We start from the raw sequence: 23,788 nt of genomic DNA on the forward strand, positions 1-23,788 counted from the left end.
CGGTCGTGCTTCGTCGCATCGACCGGGTTTTGCTTTGCTGTCACGCCCCCGATGCTTACCGAGGGCGATGCGCCAGCCATACTTCCTACTGGATCAGTTACCCGAACCACGCGCCAGACGGCGGGCACGCACGGCTTCGGCGAGCGTGTCTAGCACGCCGAGGCTGTCTTCCCAGTTGATGCAGGCGTCGGTGATGCTCTGGCCGTAGGTCAGCGGCTTGCCCGGCACGTGGTCCTGACGGCCGGCCACGAGATGCGATTCCACCATCACGCCGATGATGCGGTCGTCGCCGCCGGCGATTTGACGTGCGATGTCTTGGCACACCGGAATCTGGTTCTCGTGCTTCTTCTGGCTGTTGGCGTGCGAGGCGTCGATCATGACGCGTGCCGCCAGTCCCGACTTGGCGATATCGTCGCAGGCCGTCTGCACGCTTGCGGCGTCGTAGTTCGGCGCTTTGCCGCCGCGCAGAATCAGATGGCAGTCTTCATTGCCTGCGGTCGAGACGATCGCCGAGTGGCCGCCCTTGGTCACCGACAGGAAATGGTGCGGCTGCGACGCAGCCTTGATGGCGTCCACGGCGATCTTCACGTTGCCGTCGGTGCCGTTCTTGAAGCCGACCGGGCACGACAGGCCCGACGCCAGTTCGCGGTGCACTTGCGACTCGGTCGTGCGTGCACCGATGGCGCCCCACGACACCAGATCCGCAATGTACTGCGGGCTGATCATGTCGAGGTATTCGGTGCCGGCCGGCAGGCCCAGTTCGTTGATCTGGGCGAGCAGTTCGCGTGCGAGGCGCAGGCCGTCGTTGATCTTGAAGCTGTTGTCCATGTGCGGGTCGTTGATCAGACCCTTCCAGCCCACCGTCGTGCGCGGCTTTTCGAAGTACACGCGCATCACGATTTCGAGCTCGCCCTTGAGGCGTTCGCGCTGTTCGACCAGACGCGCGGCGTATTCCATGGCCGCTTTCGGATCGTGAATCGAGCACGGGCCGATGATCACGACGAGACGGTCTTCCATGCCGTGCAACACGCGGTGGATGGCGCCGCGCGAGCGGTGGATGAGGTCCGCGCTCTTCTCCGAGCAGGGGTATTCGCGAATCAGGTGCGCCGGGGGCGTCAGTTCCTTGAGCTCACGAATACGGACATCATCGGTGTTGTGGGGAGGCATGGTTTTTCTCCTGGGCAGTTCGGACTGCGGTTCGGTTCTCGGGAATGCGGGTCAAAAAAAAACCGCCAGACTCGCTGGCGGTTTTTCAGGATTCGTTTCGGTGCTTACTGCTGCAACTGCCCCTCTCCTTCCGCCAGCGGTGTGAGATTCGCAAAAAAGTAAAAGTAAAACTTATTGGCGGTCATGAAGGGTGTCTGTCGTTGCATTGCAGGCTTTTGCCGTGCACAGAAACAACTTTATACGCCGAATTAGATGACGCTGCAACCGTGGCTCTGCGCTAAAGCGCGCAAAAACGCGCGGAAATATTGCATTTCATTCGGTCGAAATGCGTCAGAAAATCTCGATATTTCAGAATCATGCAAAAACGCCCGGTTTGACCCGGGCGCTTTGCTAAGCTTCACGCATTTTTTGCAGTGCGCCATCTTCTGCGTGGCATCGAGCCAACAGCAGCCGGGGCGCACCGCGGCGCGGGCCTAATGACAAGTTAGGCCGTGCCGCCCACCGTCATGTTTTCCATGCGCAGCGTGGGCTGGCCCACGCCGACCGGCACGCTCTGACCTTCCTTGCCGCACACGCCCACGCCCGAGTCGAGCGCCATGTCGTTACCGATCATGGTCACGTCCTTGAGCGATTCCGGACCGTTGCCGATCAGCGTCGCGCCCTTGACCGGGTACGTGATCTTGCCGTCTTCGATCATGTACGCCTCGGACATCGAGAACACGAACTTGCCGTTGGTGATGTCGACCTGGCCGCCGCCGAAGTTCACCGCGTACAGGCCATGCTTGACCGAGGCGATGATTTCTTCGGGGTCTTTGTCGCCGCCGAGCATGTACGTGTTCGTCATGCGCGGCATCGGCAGCGCGGCGTACGACTCGCGACGGCCGTTGCCGGTCACCGGCATCTTCATCAGGCGGGCGTTCAGGCTGTCTTGCATATAGCCCTTCAGAATGCCGTCCTCGATGAGCGTGGTGCACTGCGTCGGGTTGCCTTCGTCGTCGATATTGAGCGAGCCGCGGCGGTTCGACAGCGTGCCGTCGTCGACCACGGTGACGCCCTTGGCGGCCACACGCTCACCCAGACGTCCCGAGAATGCCGACGAGCCCTTGCGGTTGAAGTCGCCTTCCAGCCCGTGACCGATGGCCTCGTGCAGCAGCACGCCGGGCCAGCCCGGTCCAAGCACCACGGTCATCGCACCGGCCGGGGCCGGGCGCGCGTCGAGCTTGATGATGGCGCCGTCAACGGCTTCCTTGACGTACTTTTCGAGCAAATCGTCGGTGAAGTAGCCGTAGTCGAGACGGGCACCGCCACCGCTGTTGCCAATTTCGCGCTTGCCGTTCGATTCGACGATCACCGTGACCGAGACGCGCACCAGCGGACGCACGTCGGCGGCGATCACGCCGTCGCTGCGGGCCACCAACACCACATCGTATTCACCGGCCAGACCGGCCATCACTTGCGAAACACGCGGATCGCGCGCACGGGCGAGTTTTTCGATGCGCTCGAGCAGCGCGACCTTGCCGTTCGCGTCGAGCGAGGCCAGCGGGTCCGACGGCAGATACAGTGCGCGGCCCGAAACGTTCGAGAGCTTGCTGCCCACTTTCACGCGGCCACGGCCAGCCGTGGCGATGCTGCGCGTGGCGGCGGCGGCTTCCTTGAGTGCGATCTCGGAGATGTCGTCCGAGTAAGCGAAGGCCGTGCGGTCGCCCACGATGGCGCGTACGCCCACGCCCTGATCGATCGAGAACGAGCCAGATTTGACGATGCCTTCCTCGAGGCTCCACGCTTCGCTGCGCGTGTACTGGAAGTACAGGTCGGCATAGTCCACGCGGTGCGTGAAGATGTCGCCGAGGGCGCGTTGCAGGTGGGTTTCGTCGAGGCCGTACGGGGTGAGCAACAACTCACGCGCGGTGGCCAGATTCTGAATGCCGGGTTCGATGATTTTCATGCGGTGTCAGGCCAAGGAAATATGTTCGGAATATGGGGGCGGCTGGCGCAATGTCAACCTTGCGCGGCCACAGGCGTGGCGGAATCGCAAGACGCTTGGGCGCCTAATACGCGATGCCGCAGGGCGGGCAGGCTTTGGCGCACGGCGGCGAGCCGTGCCGGGTCGATGTCGCCGACGACTACGCCAGCGCCGTCGTCTTCACGCTGGGCGACGATATCGCCCCACGGATCGATCAGCATCGAATGCCCCCAGGTGCGCCGCCCGTTGTCGTGGTGTCCGCCCTGCGCGGACGCCAGCACGTAGCATTGGTTTTCGATGGCGCGCGCTCGCAAGAGCAGTTCCCAGTGCGCGCGCCCCGTGGTGTAAGTGAAAGCGGCGGGTACGACCATGAGCGTACAGTCGCCCATCGCACGGTACAACTCGGGAAAACGCAGGTCGTAGCAGACCGACAGGCCCACGCGGCCAAACGGTGATTCAAACGCGCGTACGGTTTCGCCCGGGCGAATGGTGCGCGCTTCGTCGTAGGCTTCTTCGCCTTTGACGAAATTGAACAGGTGAATCTTGTCGTAACGGGCAGCCTGAGCGCCGTCCGGGCCATAAACCAGCGTCGTATTGAGCACGCGGTCGGCTTCGGGCGCGGCCAGCGGCAGCGTGCCGCCGATCAGCCAGACGCCGTTGCGACGTGCCGTTTCCGCCAGAAAGTCCTGAATCGGACCCTGACCGGGTTGTTCGCGCAGGGAGAGTTTGTCGGTGTCGCGCTGGCCCATGTAGCAGAAGTACTCGGGCAACAGCACCAGTTGCGCGCCAGCGTCGGCTGCTTCGGCAACCCAACGTCCGGCGTCTTGCAGATTCCGCGCGACGTCGGGGGCGCTGACCATCTGAACTGCGGCTACGCGCGCCGGGCCGGCGCTGGCGGCGCGGGTGGCTGAACTATCGGGGCTTGTCATGAAGTCGCTGAAAAAACGCTCTCAAAGCCGGCTCAGTTGCCGTGCAGCCCGTTGGGCGTGCCGGTGTTCTGGGCTTCGGGCCGGGTTTCCGGGGATGCGTCGATCTTACTCTGATTGCCGCTCGCCTGTCCGATGATGGGGTTATCCCACGAACCGGTCACGTGATACGTCGTCGAGAGCGTACGCGAGAGCTGTTCGCCCAGTGCCAACTGCGCAAAGAACGAGCCGATCCCCAGTGCCGGGTTGATGATCGCCCACGCCAGCGAGGCCGACGCCGCATTGATCTTCGGCAGCACCAGCACGTTCAGGTCCTGCGTTTCGTGCGCCAGATCGGTGTGACCGTCGATCTTGATCGTCGCGGCATTGGCATGAATCGTCAGGTCGTCGGTGCTGGCCACGCCGGCTTGCATCGTCGCGTTGCCATCGATGTTGTCGAACGGCAGGCCGCTGCCCACCACGCTGTTGAAGTCGAACGTGAGGATCTTGGCGAGCGTTTGCACCGACAGGATGCCCAGCAGTTTCGCGAGGCCCGGGTCGGCCTTCAGAATTTGGCCGCGCTTGAGCTCGATTTTCACCTTGCCGCCAAGCGTCGGGTAGTCGATGGCGTCCGGCCCGCCGCGCCAGCCGAAGCGGCCCGAAACCGTCCCCGAGCCATCCTTGAGCGTCTTGGGCAGACCCAGCCGGTCGAGCAGGGCGCCGCCGTTTTTCACGTCGAGATTGAAGTCGAGCACCGTGCGGCGCGGCACGTCCTCACCCGAACCGGCGGCCGCCGCGCGCCTGCGTGAAGTGCGCCAATTGCCCGTCACATCCAGCGTGGCGGCGCTGTTGCTTAGTTCCAGCTTGGTGAGTTGCCAGACCGGCACGCCGTCTTCGAGATCGTTGTGCGCATTCAGTTGCAGGCGGCCCAGCGGCTTGTCGCGCAACACGAAGTCGTTGGCGACCACATCGATCGCCGGGAATTCGTCGCTAGGCTCGTCGAGCACTTGCGTGAGCACGTCGTCGCCGTGTTCTTCCTTGGGGATCACCAACTTGGCGAGCCGAGCGCGGATCGCCCCCGACGGGTTTTTCGCGTCCGGTGCGTGCCATTCGGCGAAGCCCGAGACCAGATCGGACGCGAGGCTCACTTGCCAGTCGCGGTCGTTGCGCTGCGCGCCCAGCACCAGTTCCGGCCACACGCGCGACATCAGTCGCACTTGTTTCGCATGCAAGGCCAGTCGCGTGGGCAGATACGGCGTCAACGCGCCGAATTCCTCGCGGGCGGCCGCGGCGGTCTCGGCGGGGGCGGGGGGGGTGCCTTGCGTGCCGGGCTTGGTGGGCGCTGAGGCGTCCGTCGAGAGCGACGCGATCACGCTGCGCCACGCGTCCACGTCGAGCGTGTCGAATTGCGCCGTAGCCTGCACGCCTTCGCGCGGCGCGGGCACCGGCTGGTTGATACCGATACCGCCGCGCAGCACCTCCACGCGGTTGCCGTTGCGTTGCTGCACGTAGTTGCCTTGCACGCTGCCAATGGCGAAGTCGAGCGTGTCGATACGACGCCCGCCCGGGTTCGGCTGCGGACGTAGCGAGAATCGCGCGGGTAGCGACGTCTCGGCGCTTTTGCCCAGCGGGGCGGGCAGATTCACGGCGAGACCTGCGAGCGTCGATTGCACGGCCACGTCTGTCATGCCCTGACGCACGGTGACCACGGCGGTGTAAGGCGTGGCCCCTGTCATGCGTTTCGCGAGCTGGGCGAGCGAAGCGTTTTCGCGATTTTCGCGAAGCCCTTGTGCGCTCATCGTCCCGGCCACGTTCAACGCGATGGTGCCGTCCTCGCGGCTGCCGCCCGAGGCGCGCACATCGCCGCCGAGGAACGTGCCGCGCAGGTTGTCGAGCGAGATGCCGTGTTCCGTGAACGCGAGTTCGCCGTCGACGGCACCGAACGTCGGCAGCCCGTTAATGAGCGCGATGTCGTTGCGCAGGAACTTGGCACGGCCGCTGACTTTCGAGCGGTCGGTGTGTTCGAGCGGCATTGATAGTTGAAGCGACAGTTGGGCGTTGCCGTTGGCACGCGTCTCGTCGGTGAAGTCGCCGATCCAGTGACCGACCGGGCTCGAATTCAGATACTTCACGAAGTCCGCCGCCGGGCCACGAGCGTCGCCCTTGAGGGCGAGCGTCGAATCTTCCTGACCGATCTTGTCGATGTCGCCCACGACCTGATTGAGCGTCACACCATAGACCGAGCCGGAATCGATAGCGATATGCAGCTTGTCGGCGTCAAAGCGCAGATTGCCGCGCACCTTCTCGAAGGCGGGCCAGACTTCCGTATGTCCCGGGCGCAGCGGCGACGGGTTGAAAGTTACATCGACCAGCGGAATATCGATGCGGAACTTGCCGTGGCCCTTGTCATAGGGGAAGTCTTCCAGATCGCCTTGCACGGCAAACGGGGCGTTTTGCACCGTACCTGCGATGAGGGCCCGTTGCAGATAGTCGCGCACGCTCGCGCCGATATCGGTAGGCAGGTAGCGTGGCACGGCGTTGGCATTCGCGCGGGTGATCGTGCCTTTCAGATCGACGATGCCGTTGCCCTTGCCGCCGTTCTGCCATGTGCCGCTCACATCGCCGGTGAGTTCGGCGTTTTGCAGATGCAGCGAATCGACGCGCACGTGCACGTCGGCAGGCGCATCGCGCTTCGTGGCCGAGTGCGAGACGCGCCAACTCGTGCGCGCCGTGAGCGTGTCGAGGGCGATGCGAGGTTGATCGAAGCGTCCCGGGAAGTCGAGAACCGTGCCCTTGGCGTTCAACGTCAGGCTGCCGCGCGATTGGTCGGCCTCGATATGACCGCTCAAATGCGAGAACCCGGGGCGTCCGGCGTTGGGCCCTCCGGCGCGCGGCGGCGGGTTCGGGTTAGGCAGGCTATCGATGCCTGCGTCTTCGAAGTCGGCGACCACACGGTAGCGATCGCGCTCCGGCGGCAGTTGCCGGATACCGGGCAGATCGCGCCAGTTCCCCGTGCCGTGGGGCTTCGGCGCCTGATAGCTCATGTCGAAGTTTGCGAGCCGGCCGCGCGGTTGGAAGCTGGCGAGCGAGTCGCGCGTCTGTTTATCGATAGGCAGGGCAGGCACAAGGGCCATGGCGGCGCCGATATCGAAACGCTGGCCGGCGAGCGTCACGTGCAGCCCGCGATCACTGGTGGACGGGGCGTAGCTACCGTGCATGTCGGGCACGTCGAGCGTCGGGCGTCCGGCGGCCGCCAGTGTGAGCTCGCGCACGCGCCAGTTCCAGCCGCTATCGGCTTGCGGCCCGATGCGGGTGATATCGATCCGGCCTTGCGTTGCGTCGAACGACAGAGGCGGCAGATCGTCGGCGAGTTGTGCGGACGTGTTTGCCCCGGCGGCGCGCAGCGTGGCCCCGGTCACGGCGCCGTTGTCGAAACTCACCCATGCGCGTGCGGCGACGCGTCCGCGGGTGTCGCGTGCATCGTGTTCACCGGGCAGATCGACGTGTTGCGCGAGCGCGGCGAGATCGATCGTGCCGACGTCGGCGTAGATCTCCCCGCGCCAGCGTTTGAGTTCACCGGGTCGGGCAAAGAGAGGGTTCGTGAAGCGCACGCGAATATCGAGTGGCGCGACCATCCCGGCGGGCGGCGTGGCTTGCATGCCGAAACGGTGTTCCAGTCCCCGATTGCGCAACATGGCGTTCACGTTCGTGACGACGACTTCCGGCACATCGCGGGTGGCGTCGCGCCAGCGCACCGTCCCGCCGCGAATCATCACGCGGGCCTGACGCATGAGCCAGTCGGTGGCGCGGGTGTCCGAGTCGCTGCCGCTACCCGATACCGGCATGCCCGCGACGAGGATCGAGCCATCGGCGAGCCGCTCGACGCTGAGGTCCGGCTGATAGAGCGTGAGGCTTGAGAGGCGTACGTCGAGATGGACGAGACTGGTCCACGACAGCACGGCGTCGAGGCGATGCAGCGTGAGGCCGGGTTCGACGGGCGGCGGCGCGCCGGGTGGCGCGTAGCTCGTGGCAGCGGGCGCCGACGCGGCGTTAGCCGCCGAGGCCGCAGGCGGGACCGCCTTCAGATTGCTCGAAGTGTTGCGGGAAGCTTTGCGCGACGCGGGTTTCGCAGGCGCGACCGCGTGCTGGATGCGCACGTCTTCGAGCGTGAGGTAGGGGTGCCAGCCGCGCCAGACTGCGTCGATCTTGCCGATGGTGACGGGCAGGCCGAGCGCGCGCGAGGCTGCCGCCTCGATTTGGGGGCGGTAGTCCGAGACACGGGGGAGGATCACGTACCGGGTCGCGAGTACAACGGCGCCAAGTCCGAAATACACGACCACGATGAGCGCCAGCAGCCATTCCAGGCCCAAGCGTATGCCACGAGGCAGTGACGAGAACCAGGACCGGGTCGCAATGGGCGAGGCAGGCGGCTTACGGTCGGTCATGCTGCTCGTCTACGAGGGAATGTGGTAGTTTCTGTGGCAAAGACTGTAACACAAGCCCATGGCGGTTCGACGGGCGGAGCGTCGTACAAACAGACAGGTGTTCCGCCGTTTAATTTCTCGCGGGTAAGCCGGCGAAAGCTCGCGCAAGCTCGTGAAAGTTCGCGGCGGGGTGCCCACAAGGTGCGTGTTGCTGTCTCGCCGACAGACATAGTGTGTCTCCATTCTCATTGCTGACCGGAACCCCGCCAGTGAGTTCACCCGAAATTCAGATCGACATCCAGACTTACTCCCGTTACGCCGCGCGCATGCTCGCGAGCCGCCCTGCGCTGGCCGAGGCATTGCCTGCGCTGAGTGAGCATCCCGTTGACGCGCGTTGGCTTGCACGGCGTTTCGAAGCCATTGCGGGCGTGATGCTCACGCCGCCCGATCAGCCCTCGGGCGTGAGCGGCATCGACGAGGCCGGGCTCACGCGGGCATTGCGTGTGTTGCGCGTCGAAGCCTTGTGCGCCGTAATGCAGCGCGATCTGGATGGCCGTGCCGAGTTGGCGGAAGTGACCGGTGCCATGACCGCGCTGGCCGAATTTGCCGTGCAGGCGGGCATTGCGGTCCTCTCACGCGAACTGGAGGCGATTCACGGCGTGCCGCGCAATGCCGAGGGCGAGCGTCAGACGCTGAGGGTGGTCGGTATGGGCAAGCTCGGCGGACGCGAGCTCAATGTCTCATCCGACATCGATCTGATCTTCCTTTATGAAGACGACGGCGACACCACGGCACCCGACGGGGGCGATGCCACGGGGCTGCGTTTGCTCTCCAATCACGAGTTCTTCACCAAGCTGGGCCGCAAGCTGATCGGCTTGATTTCGGAATTGACGTCCGACGGCTACGTGTTTCGGGTGGATATGCGGTTGCGCCCGAATGGCGATTCGGGGCCGCTCGTGTGCAGCCTGCCGATGCTCGAAGAGTATTTCTATGTGCAGGGCCGGGAGTGGGAGCGCTACGCGTGGATCAAGGGCCGCTTGGTGTCCGAGGTCGCGAGCGAGCCGGGCAAGCGCATCGAACGCCTCTTGTCGTCGCTGGTGCAGCCGTTCGTCTTCCGCCGTTATCTCGATTACGGTGTGATCGGCGCCATTCGCGCGTTGCACGAGCAGATTCGCCACGAGGCCGAGCGCCGTGCGCGTGCCAAACCGGCGCGTATCAACGACATCAAGCTGGGCCGCGGCGGCATTCGCGAGGTCGAGTTTTCAGCGCAGGTCTTCCAACTGATTCGCGGCGGACAGGAGCCCGAGCTGCGCGTGCGCCCGACGCTGGCCGTGCTGGGCGTAGCGGCGCGGCGCGGATGGTTGGCGCAGAGCGTGGCAGATGCGCTGGCGAACGCGTATGTTTTCCTGCGCAAACTCGAGCATCGGATTCAGTACCTCGACGACGCGCAGACCCATATCTTGCCGATGCCCGGAGACGATCGTCTCGCGGTGGCGAAGGCGATGGGTTTTCCCGACGAGACGGCATTCATGACCGTGCTCGACGAGCATCGTGAGTTCGTGGCGGCGCAGTTCGACGAGATCTTTGCCGACAAGGCGAGCGGTAGCGGACAAAAGGGCGGTTCGGCGGGCGAGGGCGATTGCGAGTGTCCGCCGGAGTTGTGGAGCGAGTGTCTCGCAGATGAGGCGCAGACCGGCGACTTGGGCAATCAACTCACGCGCTTGGGCTTCACCGACGCCGAAGGCGCGCTGGACCGGTTGCGCGCGGTGTGGACGTCATCACGTTACAAGGCGCTCAACGAAACCAGCCGCCGGCGCTTCGATCAGCTGGTGCAGCGGGCGGTGGAGGGGGCATCGGGTACGAAGGAAGCCGATGCGGTGCTCGCACGCATGCTCGACTTGCTCTCGACCATCAGTCGCCGGAGTTCCTATCTGGCCTTGCTGACTGAATACCCGCGCGCGCTGGAGCGTGTGGTCAAGGTATTGGCCGGTTCGCGCTGGGCGGCGGGCTATCTGATTAGCCATCCGCAGTTGCTCGACGAGTTGCTGGACGACGAGGCCTTGGCCGCCCCGTTCGACTGGCCGTCGTTCAAGACGCAGTTGTTGCTGAGCCTAAATGCATCGGGTGCCATTGGTAACGTCGAAGTGCAGATGGATATCTTGCGGCGTGCGCACCATGCCGAAGTGTTCCGCATTCTGTTGCTCGATTTGCAGGGCACGTTGTCGGTCGAAGCGATTGGCGACCGGTTGTCCGAGTTGGCGGACGTGATCGTCGATGTGACGATTGCGACGGTGTGGCCGCACGTAGCGACGCGTCATCGCGAGGTGCCGCGCTTCTCCGTGATTGCGTACGGTAAGTTGGGCGGCAAGGAATTGGGCTACGCGTCCGACCTCGATTTGATCTTCCTTTATGACGATGACGACGACCGCGCACCGGATGCGTATGCGGCGTTGGCGCGCCGTTTCGTGACGTGGCTGACGACGCACACGGGCGCAGGCATGCTGTTCGATGTGGATTTACGGCTGCGCCCCAATGGGCTGTCGGGGTTGTTGGTGACGAACATCGAGAGCTTCCGCCAGTATCAGTTCCGCGAGGGGAATGCGAATACGGCGTGGGTGTGGGAGCATCAGGCGCTCACGCGTGCGCGATTCTGTGCGGGCGACGAAGCGATTGGCGCGACGTTCGAGGACATTCGCAAGCAGGTGTTGGCAACGCCGCGAGAAGCACTGCCGTTGGCGCAAGAGATCGTTGCGATGCGTCGCAAGGTATTGGAAGGGCATCCGAATCCGACGCAGTTGTTCGATTTGAAGCATGACCGGGGCGGCATGGTGGACATCGAGTTCACGGTGCAGTATTTGGTCTTGTTGCATTCAGGCGCGCATCCGGCGTTGTTGCGCAACGCGGGCAATATTGCGTTGTTGAGAGAGGCGGCGCAGCTGGGCTTGATCGACGCCAAGCTGGCGGATGATGCCGCGGCCGCTTATCGGACGTATCGCAAACGTCAGCACAAGTTGCGCTTGGATGGTGTGGAGGCGGCGAGGGTGCCGGTGGCGGATGTGGAGGCGGAGCGTGGCGCGGTGATGGCGCTGTGGGATTCCGTCTTCGCGAACGCGGGACCGGTGTAAGCGGCAGCGCGAGCAAATCGAAAGCGAGTGAGAAAGAGAGACGCCGGGTGATCCCCGGCGTTTTTTATGGGCGATTGCGGAGATGGATCGGGGCCCTTTCTCGAGGCGAGTTGAACACTGTCTGAGCAGCGAGAAAGGGCCCCGGTCCGGCTCGGAGGACGGCGTGTGCGGTGTGATGAGCGCTTTGATTAAAGCGCCAGCATTTCCCGAGCGTGTTTGCGAGTGGTGGCGGTGATTTCAACGCCGCCCAGCATGCGTGCGATTTCTTCAACGCGTTCGGTGCGATTGAGCGGTTCGATCTCGCTCATGGTGGTATCGCCGTCGCTGCGTTTTTTCACGCGCAGGTGTTGATGACCGAGCGCGGCGACTTGCGGGAGGTGGGTGACGCAGAGCACTTGGCGCCCTTGGCCGAGTTCACGCAGCAGGCGTCCGACGACTTCGGCGACGGCGCCGCCAATCCCCGAGTCCACTTCGTCGAAGATCAGCGTCGGCGTGAGGCTGGCACTGCTCGCGATCACTTGCAGCGCAAGGCTGATACGTGCGAGTTCGCCGCCCGAGGCGACTTTCGCGAGCGGTCGAGTGGGCACGCCGGGGTGACCGGCGACGAGAAACTCGATGGTCTCCAGCCCGAACGATTGGGGTTCGACGGCAGGGGGGACGGCGACTTCGAAGCGTCCGCCAGGCATCGAGAGATCCTGCATCGCACGGGTGACTTCGCGGGACAACGAGGCGGCGGCTTTCGCGCGTGCTTTCGATAGCGTCTTGGCGAGTTCGAGATAAGCCGCATGCGCTGCATCGGCAGCGGCCTGCATCGCGGCCGTGTCCTGCGATGCCGTCAATTCTTCGAGTTGCGCGCGACGTTCGGCGTGCTCGGCGGGCAGATTCTCGGGGGCGACGCGGAACTTGCGCGCGGCCGAGTGCAGCGCATCGAGACGTTGCTCGACCACCGCCAGCCGTTCCGGATCGAGATCGATACGTTGGGCGTAATGCGAGAGCGAATGCACCGCCTCGCGCAGTTGAATTTCCGCAGGCTCTAATGCGGCAAGCGCGTCGGCGAGTCCGGTATCGATTTCCGCCAGTTCGCGAATCTGATGCACCACGTGCCCAAGCGACGGCACGATGGCCCCGTCGGCTTCCGCAAGCGCATCGAGCGCGCCTTGCACCCCGTTAATCAGACTCGCGGCATGCGAGAGACGACGATGCTCGGCGTTCACCTCATCCCATTCGCCTTCCTGTGGCCCGAGCTTATCCAGTTCCGCCGTCTGCCATTCGAGACGTTCGCGCTCCAATTGCAGTTCGCGATCGCGTCCTTGCGCTTCTTCACAGCGCTTCACGAGACGCCGCCATTCCTTGTGCGCGGCGGCCGTATCGGCGGCCAGCGCGGTGGCACCAGCGTGCGAGTCGAGCAGGCGGCGCTGGGCATCGGGGCGCAGTAATTGCTGATGCGCGTGCTGCCCGTGAATATCTACCAGCATCTCGCCGAGTTCTCGCAATTGCGTAAGCGTGGCAGGCGTGCCGTTGATGAACGCCCGCGAGCGGCCGCTCGTATCGAGTACGCGGCGCAGTAGTACGCCGCCGTGTTCTTCCAGCGTGAGCGCTTGTGCTTGCAACCACGCTTCCAAATCCGGGCGTGCCTCGGCGTCCGCCGCAAATTCCGCTGTGATGTCCGCGCGCGTTTGCCCCGTGCGCACCATGCTTGCGTCGCCGCGCTCGCCCATGGCAAGCGCAAGCGCGTCGATCAGAATCGACTTGCCAGCGCCGGTCTCGCCGGAGAACACCGTAAAACCGGCGGAGAATTCCAGATCGAGACGATCGACGATCACGAAATCGCGAATCGAGAGACTGCGTAGCATGGGGTATCGGGTGCCTGACATTCGGACACCGGCCCGGCGGGCCAGCGGGAAGCGTCAATGATAAGGGGACTTTGCGACGAACGGGAGGCCGCGTACTTTCTCCGCATGCACGAGCGCCGTGCACAAAAACACACGCCACCGGATGCGGTGGCGTGGGTGCGGATCAGTTCTGCGGCGTGTCTTCGTCCGAAATATGTTCGTTCCAGTGCAGCTTACGGCGCAGCGTCGCGTAGTAGTTGTAGCCCACTGGGTGCAGGAACGTGACTTGATGCGCCGAGCGGCTCACCAGAATCTTGTCGCCCTGACGCAGTTCGGCAAACGACTGCATGTCGAAGTTGGCACCGACTTCACGCCCGCCCGTGATCGTAATCACGATGTCGCTGGAGTCCGGCAACACGATCGGCCGGTTCGACAGCGCATGCGGCGCGATCGGCACCAGCACCACACCGCCCAGACGCGGATGCAGAATCGGGCCGGACGCGGAGAGCGCGTAAGCCGTCGAGCCGGTCGGCGTGGCGACGATCAGGCCGTCCGAGCGCTGCTTGTACATGAAGCGCCCGTCGACATCCACGCGCAGTTCCACCATGCCCGAGATGCCCGAGCGGTTCACCACCACGTCGTTGAATGCGAGCGTCTCGAACAACGTCTGGCCGTCGCGGTCGATGCGTGCGGCGAGCAGCGTGCGCTGCTCCGCTTCGAAATGGCCTTCGAGCATCGCGGGCACCACCTGACGCATGTCGTCGAGCGGAATGTCCGTGATAAAACCCACGCGGCCATGGTTCACGCCGATGAGCGGCACGTTCGACGAGGCCAGTTGACGGCCGACGCCGAGCATCGTGCCGTCGCCACCTACGACGACGGCGACATCCGCCTGCGTACCGATTTCCTGAATATCGAGCGTGCCGTACGGATTGGCCGCGGCGCCGATGTTGTGCGCCGTATCGCGCTCGAAGACGACGTGATGGCCCCGCTGGGCAATGCATGCCGCCAGCGTGAGCAAAGGTTCGGCAACGCCGTCGGCGTGGTACTTCCCGACGAGCGCTACGGTCTTGAAAGGGCTCCCTGTTTTCATGCCGCCATTACACCATAAGTCGATGACAGCAACCATCGCGTTTCCCGCGCAATGCCGGGCTGTGCCATTGGCCCGACAGGCGCGCGCGCCAGACGCCGCGTGGTCTCTTTTCGCGTTACAATTTTTGCCATGCTAGATCAACGTGCGCAGACTCTCCTCAAAACCCTGATCGAACGGTACATCGCCGATGGCCAGCCGGTCGGTTCGCGCACGCTTTCCCGTTACTCGGGTCTCGATCTCTCCCCGGCGACCATCCGTAACGTGATGGCCGACCTTGAGGCGCTAGGCTTCGTCGCCAGCCCTCACACGTCCGCCGGACGCATTCCCACACCGCGCGCCTACCGGCTCTTCGTCGACACCATGCTCTCGGTGCGTCCGCTCGAAGACGCCGTGCATCGCCTCGCCTCGCAAGTGCAAAACCGCTTGCAACCGGCCGGGCCGCAGCAATTGGTGGCGTCTGCCGCGCAGGTGCTCTCGAACCTGTCGCAATTCGCGGGCGTGGTACTCACGCCGCGGCGCAGTCAGGTGTTCCGCCAGATTGAATTCCTGCGTCTGTCCGAAAAGCGCGTGCTGCTCATCATCGTCACGCCCGATGGCGATGTGCAGAACCGCATCATCCTGACCGAGAAAGACTACTCGCCAGCCCAACTGGTCGAGGCGGGCAACTATCTGAACGCCCACTTCGGCGGTCACAGCTTCGACGATGTGCGCGCTTACTTGCGTGGCGAACTCGACGCGTTGCGCTCTGACATGAGCGCCCTGATGCAAGCGGCCGTCGACGCCGGCAGCGACGCCATGGCCGACACCACGCGCGAAGAGAGCGTGCTGATCTCGGGCGAGCGCAACCTGCTCGGCGTCGAAGACCTGTCGTCCAATATGGAACGGCTGCGCAAGCTGTTCGATGTGTTCGAGTCGAAGACCGGTTTGCTGCAACTGCTCGACGTCTCGAGCCGTGCGCAGGGCGTGCAGATCTTCATCGGCGGCGAGTCGAGTCTGGTGCCGATCGAAGAAATGACGGTGGTGACCGCCCCCTACGAGGTGGACGGCGAAGTGGTCGGCACGCTGGGCGTGATCGGCCCGACGCGCATGGCGTACGAGCGCGTGATTCCTATCGTCGACATCACGGCCAAGCTGCTCTCGAACGCGCTCAGCCAGCATTGAACGCAGGGGACCGCCCCGCATTCGCGTTACAAACCCGTAGCATTCCTTTACACGCTGTCACACGCGGCGGGCTTACGCTCAAGGTGTCCCTTATGGCGGGATGGCTGGGCGGAAGTGGGTGGATGGACTCGCCAAAGGATTCGGACAGAACAACAAAGCGGCACGCAGCACGCTACGCTTGACTAGGCCCGCCGGATGGGCCGGGAGTCGGTATGAAACCCCTGAATTCATGGCGGACAATGGTTCGCTTTCTCGGTACCGGACTGATGTTCGGCGCCCTCGGCGCGCTGGTCGCACCAGCGCTGGCGCAAGCCCAGAGCGCCGATCCGCCCGGGCGCGTGGCCCGGCTTGGCGAGTTCGACGGCACCGTTACTTATGCGCCCGCTGGGACCAGCGACTGGCGTTACGCCGACCGTAACCGGCCGCTCACGACGGGCGATGCCGTCTGGGTCGACCGCAACAGCCGTGCCGAAATGCACGTGGGCGGCACGGCCGTGCGTATCGGTGCGTCCACCAGCGTCACCCTGTCTGCGGTGACCGATCAGAATGTGCAACTGAACGTAACGCAAGGCACCGTCGGCTTGCGTCTGCGTAGCTACGATCCGAACCAACCCTACGAAGTTGATACGCCGAATCTGGCATTCGTGCCGCAGCAGGCTGGCGAGTACCGCATCGATGTCGATCCGAACGGTGTGACGACAGTCAGCGTCTGGCAAGGCGCCGGCACGGTGTACGGGCAAGGGGCCTCGGTGCCGCTGGGCCGAGGGCAGCGAGTGGCGTTCACCGGACAGAATCTCTTGCAGCAGCCGACCGGAGCGCTCGCGGCCGACACGTTCGATCAGTGGGTGCGCGAGCGCGACGCCCGCGAAGACGCGTCGGTATCGGCGCGCTATGTGCCGCGCGACATGACTGGTTTTGAAAGCCTCGACGACTACGGCTCGTGGCAGGACACGCCGACCTACGGTGCCGTGTGGGTGCCGTCGAGTGTGCCCGCTGGCTGGGCACCGTATCGCACGGGGCACTGGGTGTGGGTCGACCCATGGGGCTGGACTTGGGTGGACGAAGCGCCGTGGGGCTTCGCGCCTTATCACTATGGCCGCTGGGCCTACGTCGATACGCGCTGGTGCTGGGTGCCGGGGCCGGTGGCCGTGCGTCCGGTGTACGCGCCCGCGCTCGTCGGCTGGGTCGGTGGCAGCAGCGGCGGGAATCAATGGGGCGTGGCGTTTGCAGCAGGCGGCGTCGGCTTGGCGTGGTTCGCGCTCGGACCGCACGATCCGTATCGCCCCGCCTATCACGCCAGTTCGTCGTACGTCACCAACATCAATCGCTCGACGGTGATCAGCACGACCAACATTAACAACATCAACAACATCCATAACGTCACGAATATCAACAACATTTACGTGAACCGCAACGTGCGCGGGGCCGTGTCGACGATGCCCGCGCAGGCCTTCGTGCAGGGCCGTCCGGTGGGCGCGCCGACGGCGTTGGCGGCACCGCGCGCTGGGCAGAATTGGCGCGTGGGTAATACCCCGGGCGTCGCGCCGGTGCAGCAGAGTTTGGTCGGGAATAGCCGTCCGGCCGCCGGTGTGCCGCCGATGGCCGCGTTCAATCGTCCGGTGCTGGCCACGCGCGCGCCGGTACAGCGTCAGGTGGCGTCGCGTGAATTGACCAGCAATCTGCATGCCGTCCCCAATGCGGGAGGTACGCCGCTGGCCTTCACGCCGAACAACCGTCCGGGGCCGGGGGCAGCGCCGCAAGCGCGGAGTCAGCCGCATGTGACGGTGGTCGGGACCCGTGGACCGGTCGGTGCACCGATCGGTGCGACCGGCGCGCAACCGGCGACCGGGGCGGTTCCGGCGATGCATGGCGTACCGGGAGAGCGGGGGCAATTTGGTGCGCCCGGGCAGCCGGGCATTCCGGGACAACCGGGCGTGCCCGGTCAACCCGGTGTGCCCGGTCAACCCGGTGTGCCAGGGCAGCCGGGGGTTCCGAATCGTGCGGGCGAACCCGGCGTGCCGGGGCATCCGGGCTACCCGGGGCAGCAAGGGCAACCCATCCAACCGGGGCACGACGCCGCACAACGCGACATGCAGATGCGTCGCCAGAACCCGACAGCCCCGGCCGTGCAGCCGCAGCGTCCGGAGCAGAATGAGGCGGAACCTGCTCGTCGTCCGCAGCAGTATCAGTCGAATCCGGCAATGCAGCGCCCGGAGCCGCAGCAGTTCCAACCGCAGGCGCAGCCACAAGAACGCGTACAACCGCGCCCTCAGCCGCAACCTCAGGAGCACCCGCAGGCCACGCCTCGCCCGCAGCCTCAGGAACGTCCGCAGCCGCAAGAGCGCCCGCAGGCGGCACCGCAACCGCATCCGCAGCAACAAGAGCGCCCGCAAGCGGCACCGCATCCGCAACCGCAGCCACAAGAGCGCCCGCAACCGGCACCGCGTCCGCAACCGCAAGAGCGCCCACCGCAGGCACCGCATCCGCAACCGGCTCCGAGGGAGAGCAAGCCCGAGGCGCATGCCCCTGCCCATGAAGCGCAGCATCCGTCGGCAGAACATCGTCCGGCGCGTGAGGATGAGCACCCGCACGGCTGACCTCAGCCACCGCTCGCCGCCGTCCCGCTTGCCTGCGGGTGGCGGCGGGTGTCTGCGGCGCCACCGGATTTCGTCCCGGTTTGCGGTAAAGTACGCTTCATGCGCTTCGATCCCGAACCTATTTCGCATGGCCAGTCCGGCAAGACCGCCGTTCTGCTGATCAACCTCGGCACCCCCGACGAGCCGCGTCCGGCGGCCGTGCGCCGATACCTGCGCGAGTTTCTGTCCGACCCGCGCGTCGTGGAAATTCCCCCGCTTATCTGGCAACCGTTGCTGCGGCTGGTGATTCTGCCGTTTCGCTCGCGCCAGTCGGCACAAAAGTACGCCACCGTCTGGACGCGCGAAGGCTCGCCGCTCAAGGTCAACACCGAGCATCAGACCACCGCACTGCGCAACCTGCTGCACGCGAACGATTACGACGTGATCGTCGATTACGCGATGCGCTACGGCAATCCGTCGATTCCGGACCGTATTCGTGCGCTGCGCCAAAGCGGCGTCGAGCGAATTCTGTTGCTGCCGCTCTATCCGCAGTATTCGAGCAGCACCACGGCAACCGCCACCGACGCCGTCTACCGCGTGTTGGCGCGTCTGCGCAACCAGCCCGACGTTCGCACGGTGCGCGACTATCACGACCATCCCGCTTATATCGAAGCTTTGCGTCAGCAAGTCGAAGGCTACTGGCTGCAACACGGCCGCCCCGACTTCGCCGCTGGCGAGCGACTGCTGCTGAGCTTCCACGGTGTACCGCGCCGCACGCTCGATTTGGGCGACCCGTATCACGATCAATGCGTGAAGACGGCGCGCTTGCTGGCGGCGGCGCTCGGTCTCGACGAGACCACCTGCCGTCTCACCTTCCAGTCGCGCTTCGGCAAGGCCGAATGGCTTCAGCCGTACACCGCGCCTGCGCTCGAAGAGCTGGGCCGTGGCGGTACCCCACGGGTGGATGTGTTCTGCCCGGGCTTCACCTCGGATTGCCTCGAAACGCTAGAGGAAATCAATATGGAAGGCCGCCACGCGTATCTGTCGGCGGGCGGCAAGGCGTTCCACTTCATTCCGTGCCTGAACGGCGCGAGTGCGTGGATCAACGCACTTGGTGAAATCGCGGCGCGCAACCTGCAAGGCTGGCCGGTGCTCTCGCCCGAAGGGCAGGCGGATGCGGCGGCCGCTGCGGCGGCGTCCACGCGGGCGCGTCAGGTGGCGGCGGTGGCCGCGTTCGACGAAGCGAATGCGGCGGCCAACCCGGGAGCGCGGGCATGACGGTGAAGGTCGACGATTCTCCGCACGCCGCCACGCGTATCGACAAATGGCTGTGGGCTGCCCGCTTTTTCAAGACGCGTTCACTGGCCACGCAAGCCGTGGATCGTGGTCGTGTGACGTGTAACGAGGCAAAAGTGAAACCAGCGCGCGATGTGCGCCCGGGCGACGTGCTGACTGTCGACAATGGCAGCACGCGCTGGGAAGTGCGGATTAAGGCAATCGCCGAGGTGCGCGGCTCGGCTCCCATCGCCCAGTCGCTCTATGAAGAAACGCAAGCCAGTATTCGCGCCCGTGCCGAGGAAAGCGAGCGGCGTCAGCTGTTCCAGGAGCCCGCTGCCCAGATCCATGGCCGCCCGACCAAGCGCGACCGCCGCCGGATGGGCGGCTTGAGCGAATAGTTAGCGAAAACGCAGCGAATCCTCCGATTCCCCTACCCGAACGAACGCCGCCGCCGGCAAAGTGCACGGCGGCGGACGTTTTGGGGGAGCGGAAATGAACCAGATTCAGCGTGTGGGCAACCCGTTGGACGACTGATGGGCCGGTACGCCCGGCATGTCGACGTAGTGATTCAGCACCGCGCGCACGCCACCGTACTCGGTGTCGCGCCGGGTCACTGCACCGGACAAGCAGATCGTAATCGTTACCATCGTCACCAACGCAAGGATGAAGACGACAGCCAGTGGCAGCTTCATGATGCGCTCCTAACGCTACAAAACACTCGAACGGACAACGGGGGGAGTCCGGCGAGCGACCGGGTCCAGGTTCGGCACAACTTCTGGCTGGACCGTAATTCATGTTAGGTCGCAGCAACGGCCGATACAATAGAGGACTCGTAACGCGTGTAACCGGATATTTTTCGGCACGCGGCGCGCACCGACACGGGGCACAGAATGCCCACCCACTCTTGAAATCGGTGTGAACGCCCCTACTATCCAAAGGGATTTGAACCGGCGGCGCATCGTCGTGGTGCGCTGCAAGAACCTTTTGACGACTCATTCTCATGACTGAACAGCAAAACACTCCCGATCAGCCGATTCCGTCCCAGGCCGACGCGGCCCCGACCGATGCTGCGGGCGCGGCCGACGCGCTGCCCTCGGTCGAAACGTTGCTGCTTGCGGCACAAGCCGAAGCCGCCGATCTGCGCGACCAGCTCCTGCGTGCCCGTGCCGAGACCGAGAACATCCGCCGCCGGTCGCAGGACGACGTGACCAAGGCCCACAAATTCGCCGTCGAGAGCTTCGCCGAGAACCTGCTGCCGGTGATCGACAGCCTCGAAGCCGCCGCCGCCGACAAGAGCGGCGACGTGACCAAGCTCCATGAAGGCGTCGAACTCACGCTGCGCCAGTTGCTGTCGGCGCTCGAGCGCGGCCGTGTCAGCGTGATCGACCCGGCTGGCGCCAAGTTCGACCCGCATCAGCATCAGGCCATCTCGATGGTGCCGGCCGAGCAAGAGCCGAACACCGTCGTGCAAGTGCTGCAAAAGGGTTACCTGATCGCCGATCGCGTGCTGCGCCCGGCGCTGGTGACCGTTGCCGCAGGCAAGTAAGTCGGTATCACGCCAGTCATTGATTGCCTAAAAAACGGGCAATCGCGGCGTGCGAAGTCACGAAGCTTGTCATGACACCATGGCAAGCTTTGGTTTTTTTACGAACGGCGACAAATTCGCTGGAAAACGACACCATGGCAAGCGATCTTCCGGGCATGAGCGGCGTGGACGGCACGGCATTCGAGGCTTTCTCGATGCGCGAGCTGACGTCCGCCACGTTCGACGAGGGCTTGCTGACGGCGGGCGACGGACTCGCCGTGGTGTTTTTCTGGGGTGTCGATTGCTTTAACTGCGAAGTCGCCAAGAAGACCATGGTGGCGCAGCGCGAGGCGATTGAGGCGCTGGATTTGTGCTGGTTTCACGCCAACGTCTACGCCGATATGGCGCTGGGCAAGCGGTTTGCGCTGCACGGGGTGCCGACGTTCTTCTTCTTTCATCACGGTAAGAAGCTGGGCCGGGCGACCGGCTGGCAGGGCCTGCCCCAGTTCCGGCTGGCGGTGGCCGCCGCCCGCGAGAAAATCGCGGCGGCCGGGGGCAAAACCGGACCGCAAGAAGGGTCTTGAAAAGCACCGCGCGGCACCCATATGTCGTGCAGATCAATGAATTAAACGGGCCACGGGCCTGACGGAAAGACGCAAAGGACGCTAGGAGAAATTTTATGGGCAAGATTATCGGTATCGACTTGGGCACCACGAACTCGTGCGTGGCCGTGATGGAAGGCAATCAGGTCAAGATCATTGAAAACGCGGAAGGTGCACGCACCACCCCGTCGATCATCGCTTACGTGGAAGACGGCGAGATCCTGGTCGGTGCCCCGGCGAAGCGCCAGGCGGTGACCAACCCGCGCAACACGCTGTACGCGGTCAAGCGCCTGATCGGCCGCCGCTTTGAAGAAAAAGAAGTGCAGAAGGACATCGGTCTGATGCCCTACAAGATCGTCAAGGCCGACAACGGCGACGCCTGGGTGGAAGCGCGCGACCAGAAACTGGCCCCGCCGCAAGTTTCCGCCGAAGTGCTGCGCAAGATGAAGAAGACCGCCGAAGACTATCTGGGCGAGCCGGTCACGGAAGCCGTGATCACGGTGCCGGCGTACTTCAACGACAGCCAGCGCCAAGCCACCAAGGACGCAGGCCGCATCGCCGGTCTGGAAGTCAAGCGCATCATCAACGAGCCGACCGCTGCCGCACTGGCATTCGGTCTGGACAAGAAAGAAGGCGGCGACCGCAAGATTGCCGTGTATGACCTGGGTGGCGGCACGTTCGACATCTCGATCATCGAAATTGCCGACGTGGACGGCGAGCACCAGTTCGAAGTGCTGTCGACCAACGGCGACACGTTCCTGGGCGGCGAAGACTTCGACCAGCGCATCATCGACTACATCATCGGCGAGTTCAAGAAGGAACAAGGCGTCGATCTGTCGAAGGACGTGCTGGCGCTGCAACGCCTGAAGGAAGCCGCTGAAAAGGCCAAGATCGAACTGTCGTCGAGCCAGCAGACCGAAATCAATCTGCCATACATCACGGCCGACGCCTCGGGTCCGAAGCACTTGAACCTGAAGATCACGCGCGCCAAGCTCGAAGCTCTGGTCGAAGACCTGATCGAGCGCACGATCGAACCTTGCCGCATGGCCATCAAGGATGCCGGCGTGAAGGTGAGCGATATCGACGACGTGATTCTGGTCGGCGGTATGACGCGTATGCCGAAGGTGCAGGAGAAGGTGAAGGAGTTCTTCGGCAAGGACCCGCGTAAGGACGTGAACCCGGACGAAGCCGTGGCCGCCGGTGCCTCGATTCAAGGGTCGGTGCTCTCGGGCGATCGCAAGGACGTGCTGCTGCTCGACGTGACCCCGCTGTCGCTGGGTATCGAGACGATGGGCGGTGTGATGACCAAGATGATCTCGAAGAACACCACGATCCCGACGAAGCACTCGCAAGTGTTCTCGACGGCCGACGACAACCAGCCGGCCGTGACGATCAAGGTGTTCCAGGGTGAGCGCCAGATGGCCGCCGGCAACAAGTCGCTGGGCGAGTTCAACCTCGAGGGCATTCCGCCGGCCGCCCGCGGCACGCCGCAGATCGAAGTGACCTTCGACATCGACGCCAACGGCATTTTGCACGTGGGCGCGAAGGACAAGGCTACCGGCAAGGAAAACAAGATCGTCATCAAGGCGAACTCGGGCCTGTCGGACGCTGAGATCGAGCAAATGGTGAAGGACGCCGAGATCAACGCCGAAGAAGACAACAAGGCGCGTGAGCTGGCTGACTCGCGTAACCAGGGCGACGCGCTGGTGCACAGCACCCGCAAGGCACTGACCGAGTACGGCGACAAGATCGAGGCTTCGGAAAAAGAAGCGATCGAATCGGCCATCACGGCACTCGAAGGCGCACTGCGCGGTTCGGACAAGGCAGATATCGATGCCAAGGTCGAAGCGTTGAGTACTGTGAGCCAGAAGCTCGGCGAAAAGATGTACGCCGACATGCAAGCTCAGGCAGGCGCCGCTGGTGCTGCCGGTGCCGAACAAGGCAAGCCGCATGACGACAACGTCGTTGACGCCGAAGTGAAGGAAGTGAACGACAAGAAGTAAAGCGTGCATGGCGCGCGGCGCGGGCAGGAGTCTGCCAGTGCCGTGCGTATGGGCCGGGTATCGAAGTTCTCCGTGCGGAGAATCTCGACCCGGCTTTTTGCCTGATGGCGACATGCGCCAACATTGGAAAGAGT

General features: G+C 64.2%; 15 protein-coding genes. 8 read left to right on the forward strand and 7 right to left on the reverse strand.

The annotated features are described in order from the left end of the window. Positions 1-93 precede the first annotated feature (93 nt). The 4 genes from aroG to ACPWR9_RS18680 all read right to left on the reverse strand — a co-directional run bounded on the left by aroG (position 94) and on the right by ACPWR9_RS18680 (position 8,480). Complete coding sequence (gene aroG, locus ACPWR9_RS18665; RefSeq protein WP_426331005.1) at positions 94-1,167, reverse strand: 3-deoxy-7-phosphoheptulonate synthase AroG; 1,074 nt, start codon at positions 1,165-1,167, stop codon at positions 94-96. Between the two features lie 484 nt (positions 1,168-1,651). Beyond that, entirely contained in the window at positions 1,652-3,112 is a 1,461-nt protein-coding gene (gene tldD, locus ACPWR9_RS18670) for a metalloprotease TldD (RefSeq protein ID WP_426331003.1), read from the reverse strand. Positions 3,113-3,165: 53 nt separating this feature from the next. Next, positions 3,166-4,059, reverse strand: coding sequence for a carbon-nitrogen hydrolase family protein (locus ACPWR9_RS18675; protein ID WP_426331001.1), 894 nt, complete (start codon positions 4,057-4,059; stop codon positions 3,166-3,168). Positions 4,060-4,091: 32 nt separating this feature from the next. Beyond that, a complete protein-coding gene (locus ACPWR9_RS18680) occupies positions 4,092-8,480 on the reverse strand; it encodes a YhdP family protein (RefSeq protein WP_426330999.1) in 4,389 nt (1,462 codons plus the stop codon). Positions 8,481-8,728: 248 nt separating this feature from the next. On the opposite strand from ACPWR9_RS18680, the gene glnE reads away from it, so the two are divergent. Next, entirely contained in the window at positions 8,729-11,584 is a 2,856-nt protein-coding gene (gene glnE, locus ACPWR9_RS18685; protein WP_426330998.1) for a bifunctional [glutamate--ammonia ligase]-adenylyl-L-tyrosine phosphorylase/[glutamate--ammonia-ligase] adenylyltransferase, read from the forward strand. Between the two features lie 188 nt (positions 11,585-11,772). On the opposite strand, the gene recN is transcribed toward glnE, so the two are convergent. Both recN and ACPWR9_RS18695 read right to left on the reverse strand, forming a co-directional pair. Beyond that, entirely contained in the window at positions 11,773-13,437 is a 1,665-nt protein-coding gene (gene recN / locus ACPWR9_RS18690; protein ID WP_426330997.1) for a DNA repair protein RecN, read from the reverse strand. 163 nt (positions 13,438-13,600) lie between these two features. After that, positions 13,601-14,545 (reverse strand): NAD kinase, encoded by a 945-nt coding sequence (locus ACPWR9_RS18695; protein ID WP_426330996.1) that lies wholly within the window; start codon positions 14,543-14,545, stop codon positions 13,601-13,603. A gap of 93 nt (positions 14,546-14,638) precedes the next feature. Here ACPWR9_RS18695 and hrcA point away from each other — a divergent pair, with 93 nt between their 5' ends. From hrcA to ACPWR9_RS18715, 4 genes are all read left to right on the forward strand, one after another. Then, on the forward strand, positions 14,639-15,670 hold the full coding sequence (gene hrcA, locus ACPWR9_RS18700; RefSeq protein WP_426330995.1) for a heat-inducible transcriptional repressor HrcA: 1,032 nt from the start codon (positions 14,639-14,641) through the stop codon (positions 15,668-15,670). A 212-nt stretch (positions 15,671-15,882) separates the two neighbouring features. Then, a complete protein-coding gene (locus ACPWR9_RS18705; RefSeq protein WP_426330994.1) occupies positions 15,883-18,267 on the forward strand; it encodes a DUF6600 domain-containing protein in 2,385 nt (794 codons plus the stop codon). Between the two features lie 99 nt (positions 18,268-18,366). Continuing rightward, the gene (gene hemH / locus ACPWR9_RS18710; protein ID WP_426330993.1) at positions 18,367-19,524 is read left to right on the forward strand and encodes a ferrochelatase; all 1,158 of its coding nucleotides are present in this window, start codon (positions 18,367-18,369) and stop codon (positions 19,522-19,524) included. After that, positions 19,521-19,922: an RNA-binding S4 domain-containing protein gene (locus ACPWR9_RS18715; RefSeq protein ID WP_426330992.1), complete on the forward strand. Its 402-nt coding sequence runs from the start codon at positions 19,521-19,523 to the stop codon at positions 19,920-19,922. Before hemH ends, ACPWR9_RS18715 begins: the two co-directional genes overlap by 4 nt. Before the next feature lie 105 nt (positions 19,923-20,027). Here the strand turns inward: ACPWR9_RS18715 and ACPWR9_RS18720 are convergent, their stop codons facing one another. Beyond that, positions 20,028-20,216 carry a hypothetical protein gene (locus ACPWR9_RS18720; protein ID WP_306439732.1) on the reverse strand — a complete coding sequence of 63 codons (189 nt, stop codon included), beginning with the start codon at positions 20,214-20,216 and terminating at the stop codon, positions 20,028-20,030. A 308-nt stretch (positions 20,217-20,524) separates the two neighbouring features. On the opposite strand from ACPWR9_RS18720, the gene grpE reads away from it, so the two are divergent. The 3 genes from grpE (at position 20,525) to dnaK (ending at position 23,654) form a co-directional block, all read left to right on the forward strand. Then, entirely contained in the window at positions 20,525-21,070 is a 546-nt protein-coding gene (gene grpE / locus ACPWR9_RS18725) for a nucleotide exchange factor GrpE (protein WP_426330990.1), read from the forward strand. A gap of 134 nt (positions 21,071-21,204) precedes the next feature. Beyond that, positions 21,205-21,633 carry a thioredoxin family protein gene (locus ACPWR9_RS18730; protein ID WP_426330989.1) on the forward strand — a complete coding sequence of 143 codons (429 nt, stop codon included), beginning with the start codon at positions 21,205-21,207 and terminating at the stop codon, positions 21,631-21,633. 95 nt (positions 21,634-21,728) lie between these two features. Continuing rightward, positions 21,729-23,654 (forward strand): molecular chaperone DnaK, encoded by a 1,926-nt coding sequence (gene dnaK, locus ACPWR9_RS18735; RefSeq protein ID WP_150680665.1) that lies wholly within the window; start codon positions 21,729-21,731, stop codon positions 23,652-23,654. The last annotated feature ends 134 nt before the right edge of the window (positions 23,655-23,788 follow it).

Origin of the sequence: Pandoraea pneumonica (assembly GCF_049918595.1) — a bacterium.
GTDB classification, from domain to species: domain Bacteria; phylum Pseudomonadota; class Gammaproteobacteria; order Burkholderiales; family Burkholderiaceae; genus Pandoraea; species Pandoraea pneumonica_A.

What these genes read in the sequence shown, in the direction of transcription:
- ACPWR9_RS18705 (WP_426330994.1), top strand. Translation starts at nt 15,883, where the DNA reads ATGAAACCCCTGAATTCATGGCGGACAATGGTTCGCTTTCTCGGTACC.
- aroG (WP_426331005.1), bottom strand. Translation starts at nt 1,167, where the DNA reads ATGCCTCCCCACAACACCGATGATGTCCGTATTCGTGAGCTCAAGGAA.
- tldD (WP_426331003.1), bottom strand. Translation starts at nt 3,112, where the DNA reads ATGAAAATCATCGAACCCGGCATTCAGAATCTGGCCACCGCGCGTGAG.
- grpE (WP_426330990.1), top strand. Translation starts at nt 20,525, where the DNA reads ATGACTGAACAGCAAAACACTCCCGATCAGCCGATTCCGTCCCAGGCC.
- ACPWR9_RS18695 (WP_426330996.1), bottom strand. Translation starts at nt 14,545, where the DNA reads ATGGTTGCTGTCATCGACTTATGGTGTAATGGCGGCATGAAAACAGGG.
- dnaK (WP_150680665.1), top strand. Translation starts at nt 21,729, where the DNA reads ATGGGCAAGATTATCGGTATCGACTTGGGCACCACGAACTCGTGCGTG.
- hemH (WP_426330993.1), top strand. Translation starts at nt 18,367, where the DNA reads ATGCGCTTCGATCCCGAACCTATTTCGCATGGCCAGTCCGGCAAGACC.
- ACPWR9_RS18720 (WP_306439732.1), bottom strand. Translation starts at nt 20,216, where the DNA reads ATGAAGCTGCCACTGGCTGTCGTCTTCATCCTTGCGTTGGTGACGATG.
- recN (WP_426330997.1), bottom strand. Translation starts at nt 13,437, where the DNA reads ATGCTACGCAGTCTCTCGATTCGCGATTTCGTGATCGTCGATCGTCTC.
- ACPWR9_RS18715 (WP_426330992.1), top strand. Translation starts at nt 19,521, where the DNA reads ATGACGGTGAAGGTCGACGATTCTCCGCACGCCGCCACGCGTATCGAC.
- ACPWR9_RS18680 (WP_426330999.1), bottom strand. Translation starts at nt 8,480, where the DNA reads ATGACCGACCGTAAGCCGCCTGCCTCGCCCATTGCGACCCGGTCCTGG.
- hrcA (WP_426330995.1), top strand. Translation starts at nt 14,639, where the DNA reads ATGCTAGATCAACGTGCGCAGACTCTCCTCAAAACCCTGATCGAACGG.
- ACPWR9_RS18675 (WP_426331001.1), bottom strand. Translation starts at nt 4,059, where the DNA reads ATGACAAGCCCCGATAGTTCAGCCACCCGCGCCGCCAGCGCCGGCCCG.
- ACPWR9_RS18730 (WP_426330989.1), top strand. Translation starts at nt 21,205, where the DNA reads ATGGCAAGCGATCTTCCGGGCATGAGCGGCGTGGACGGCACGGCATTC.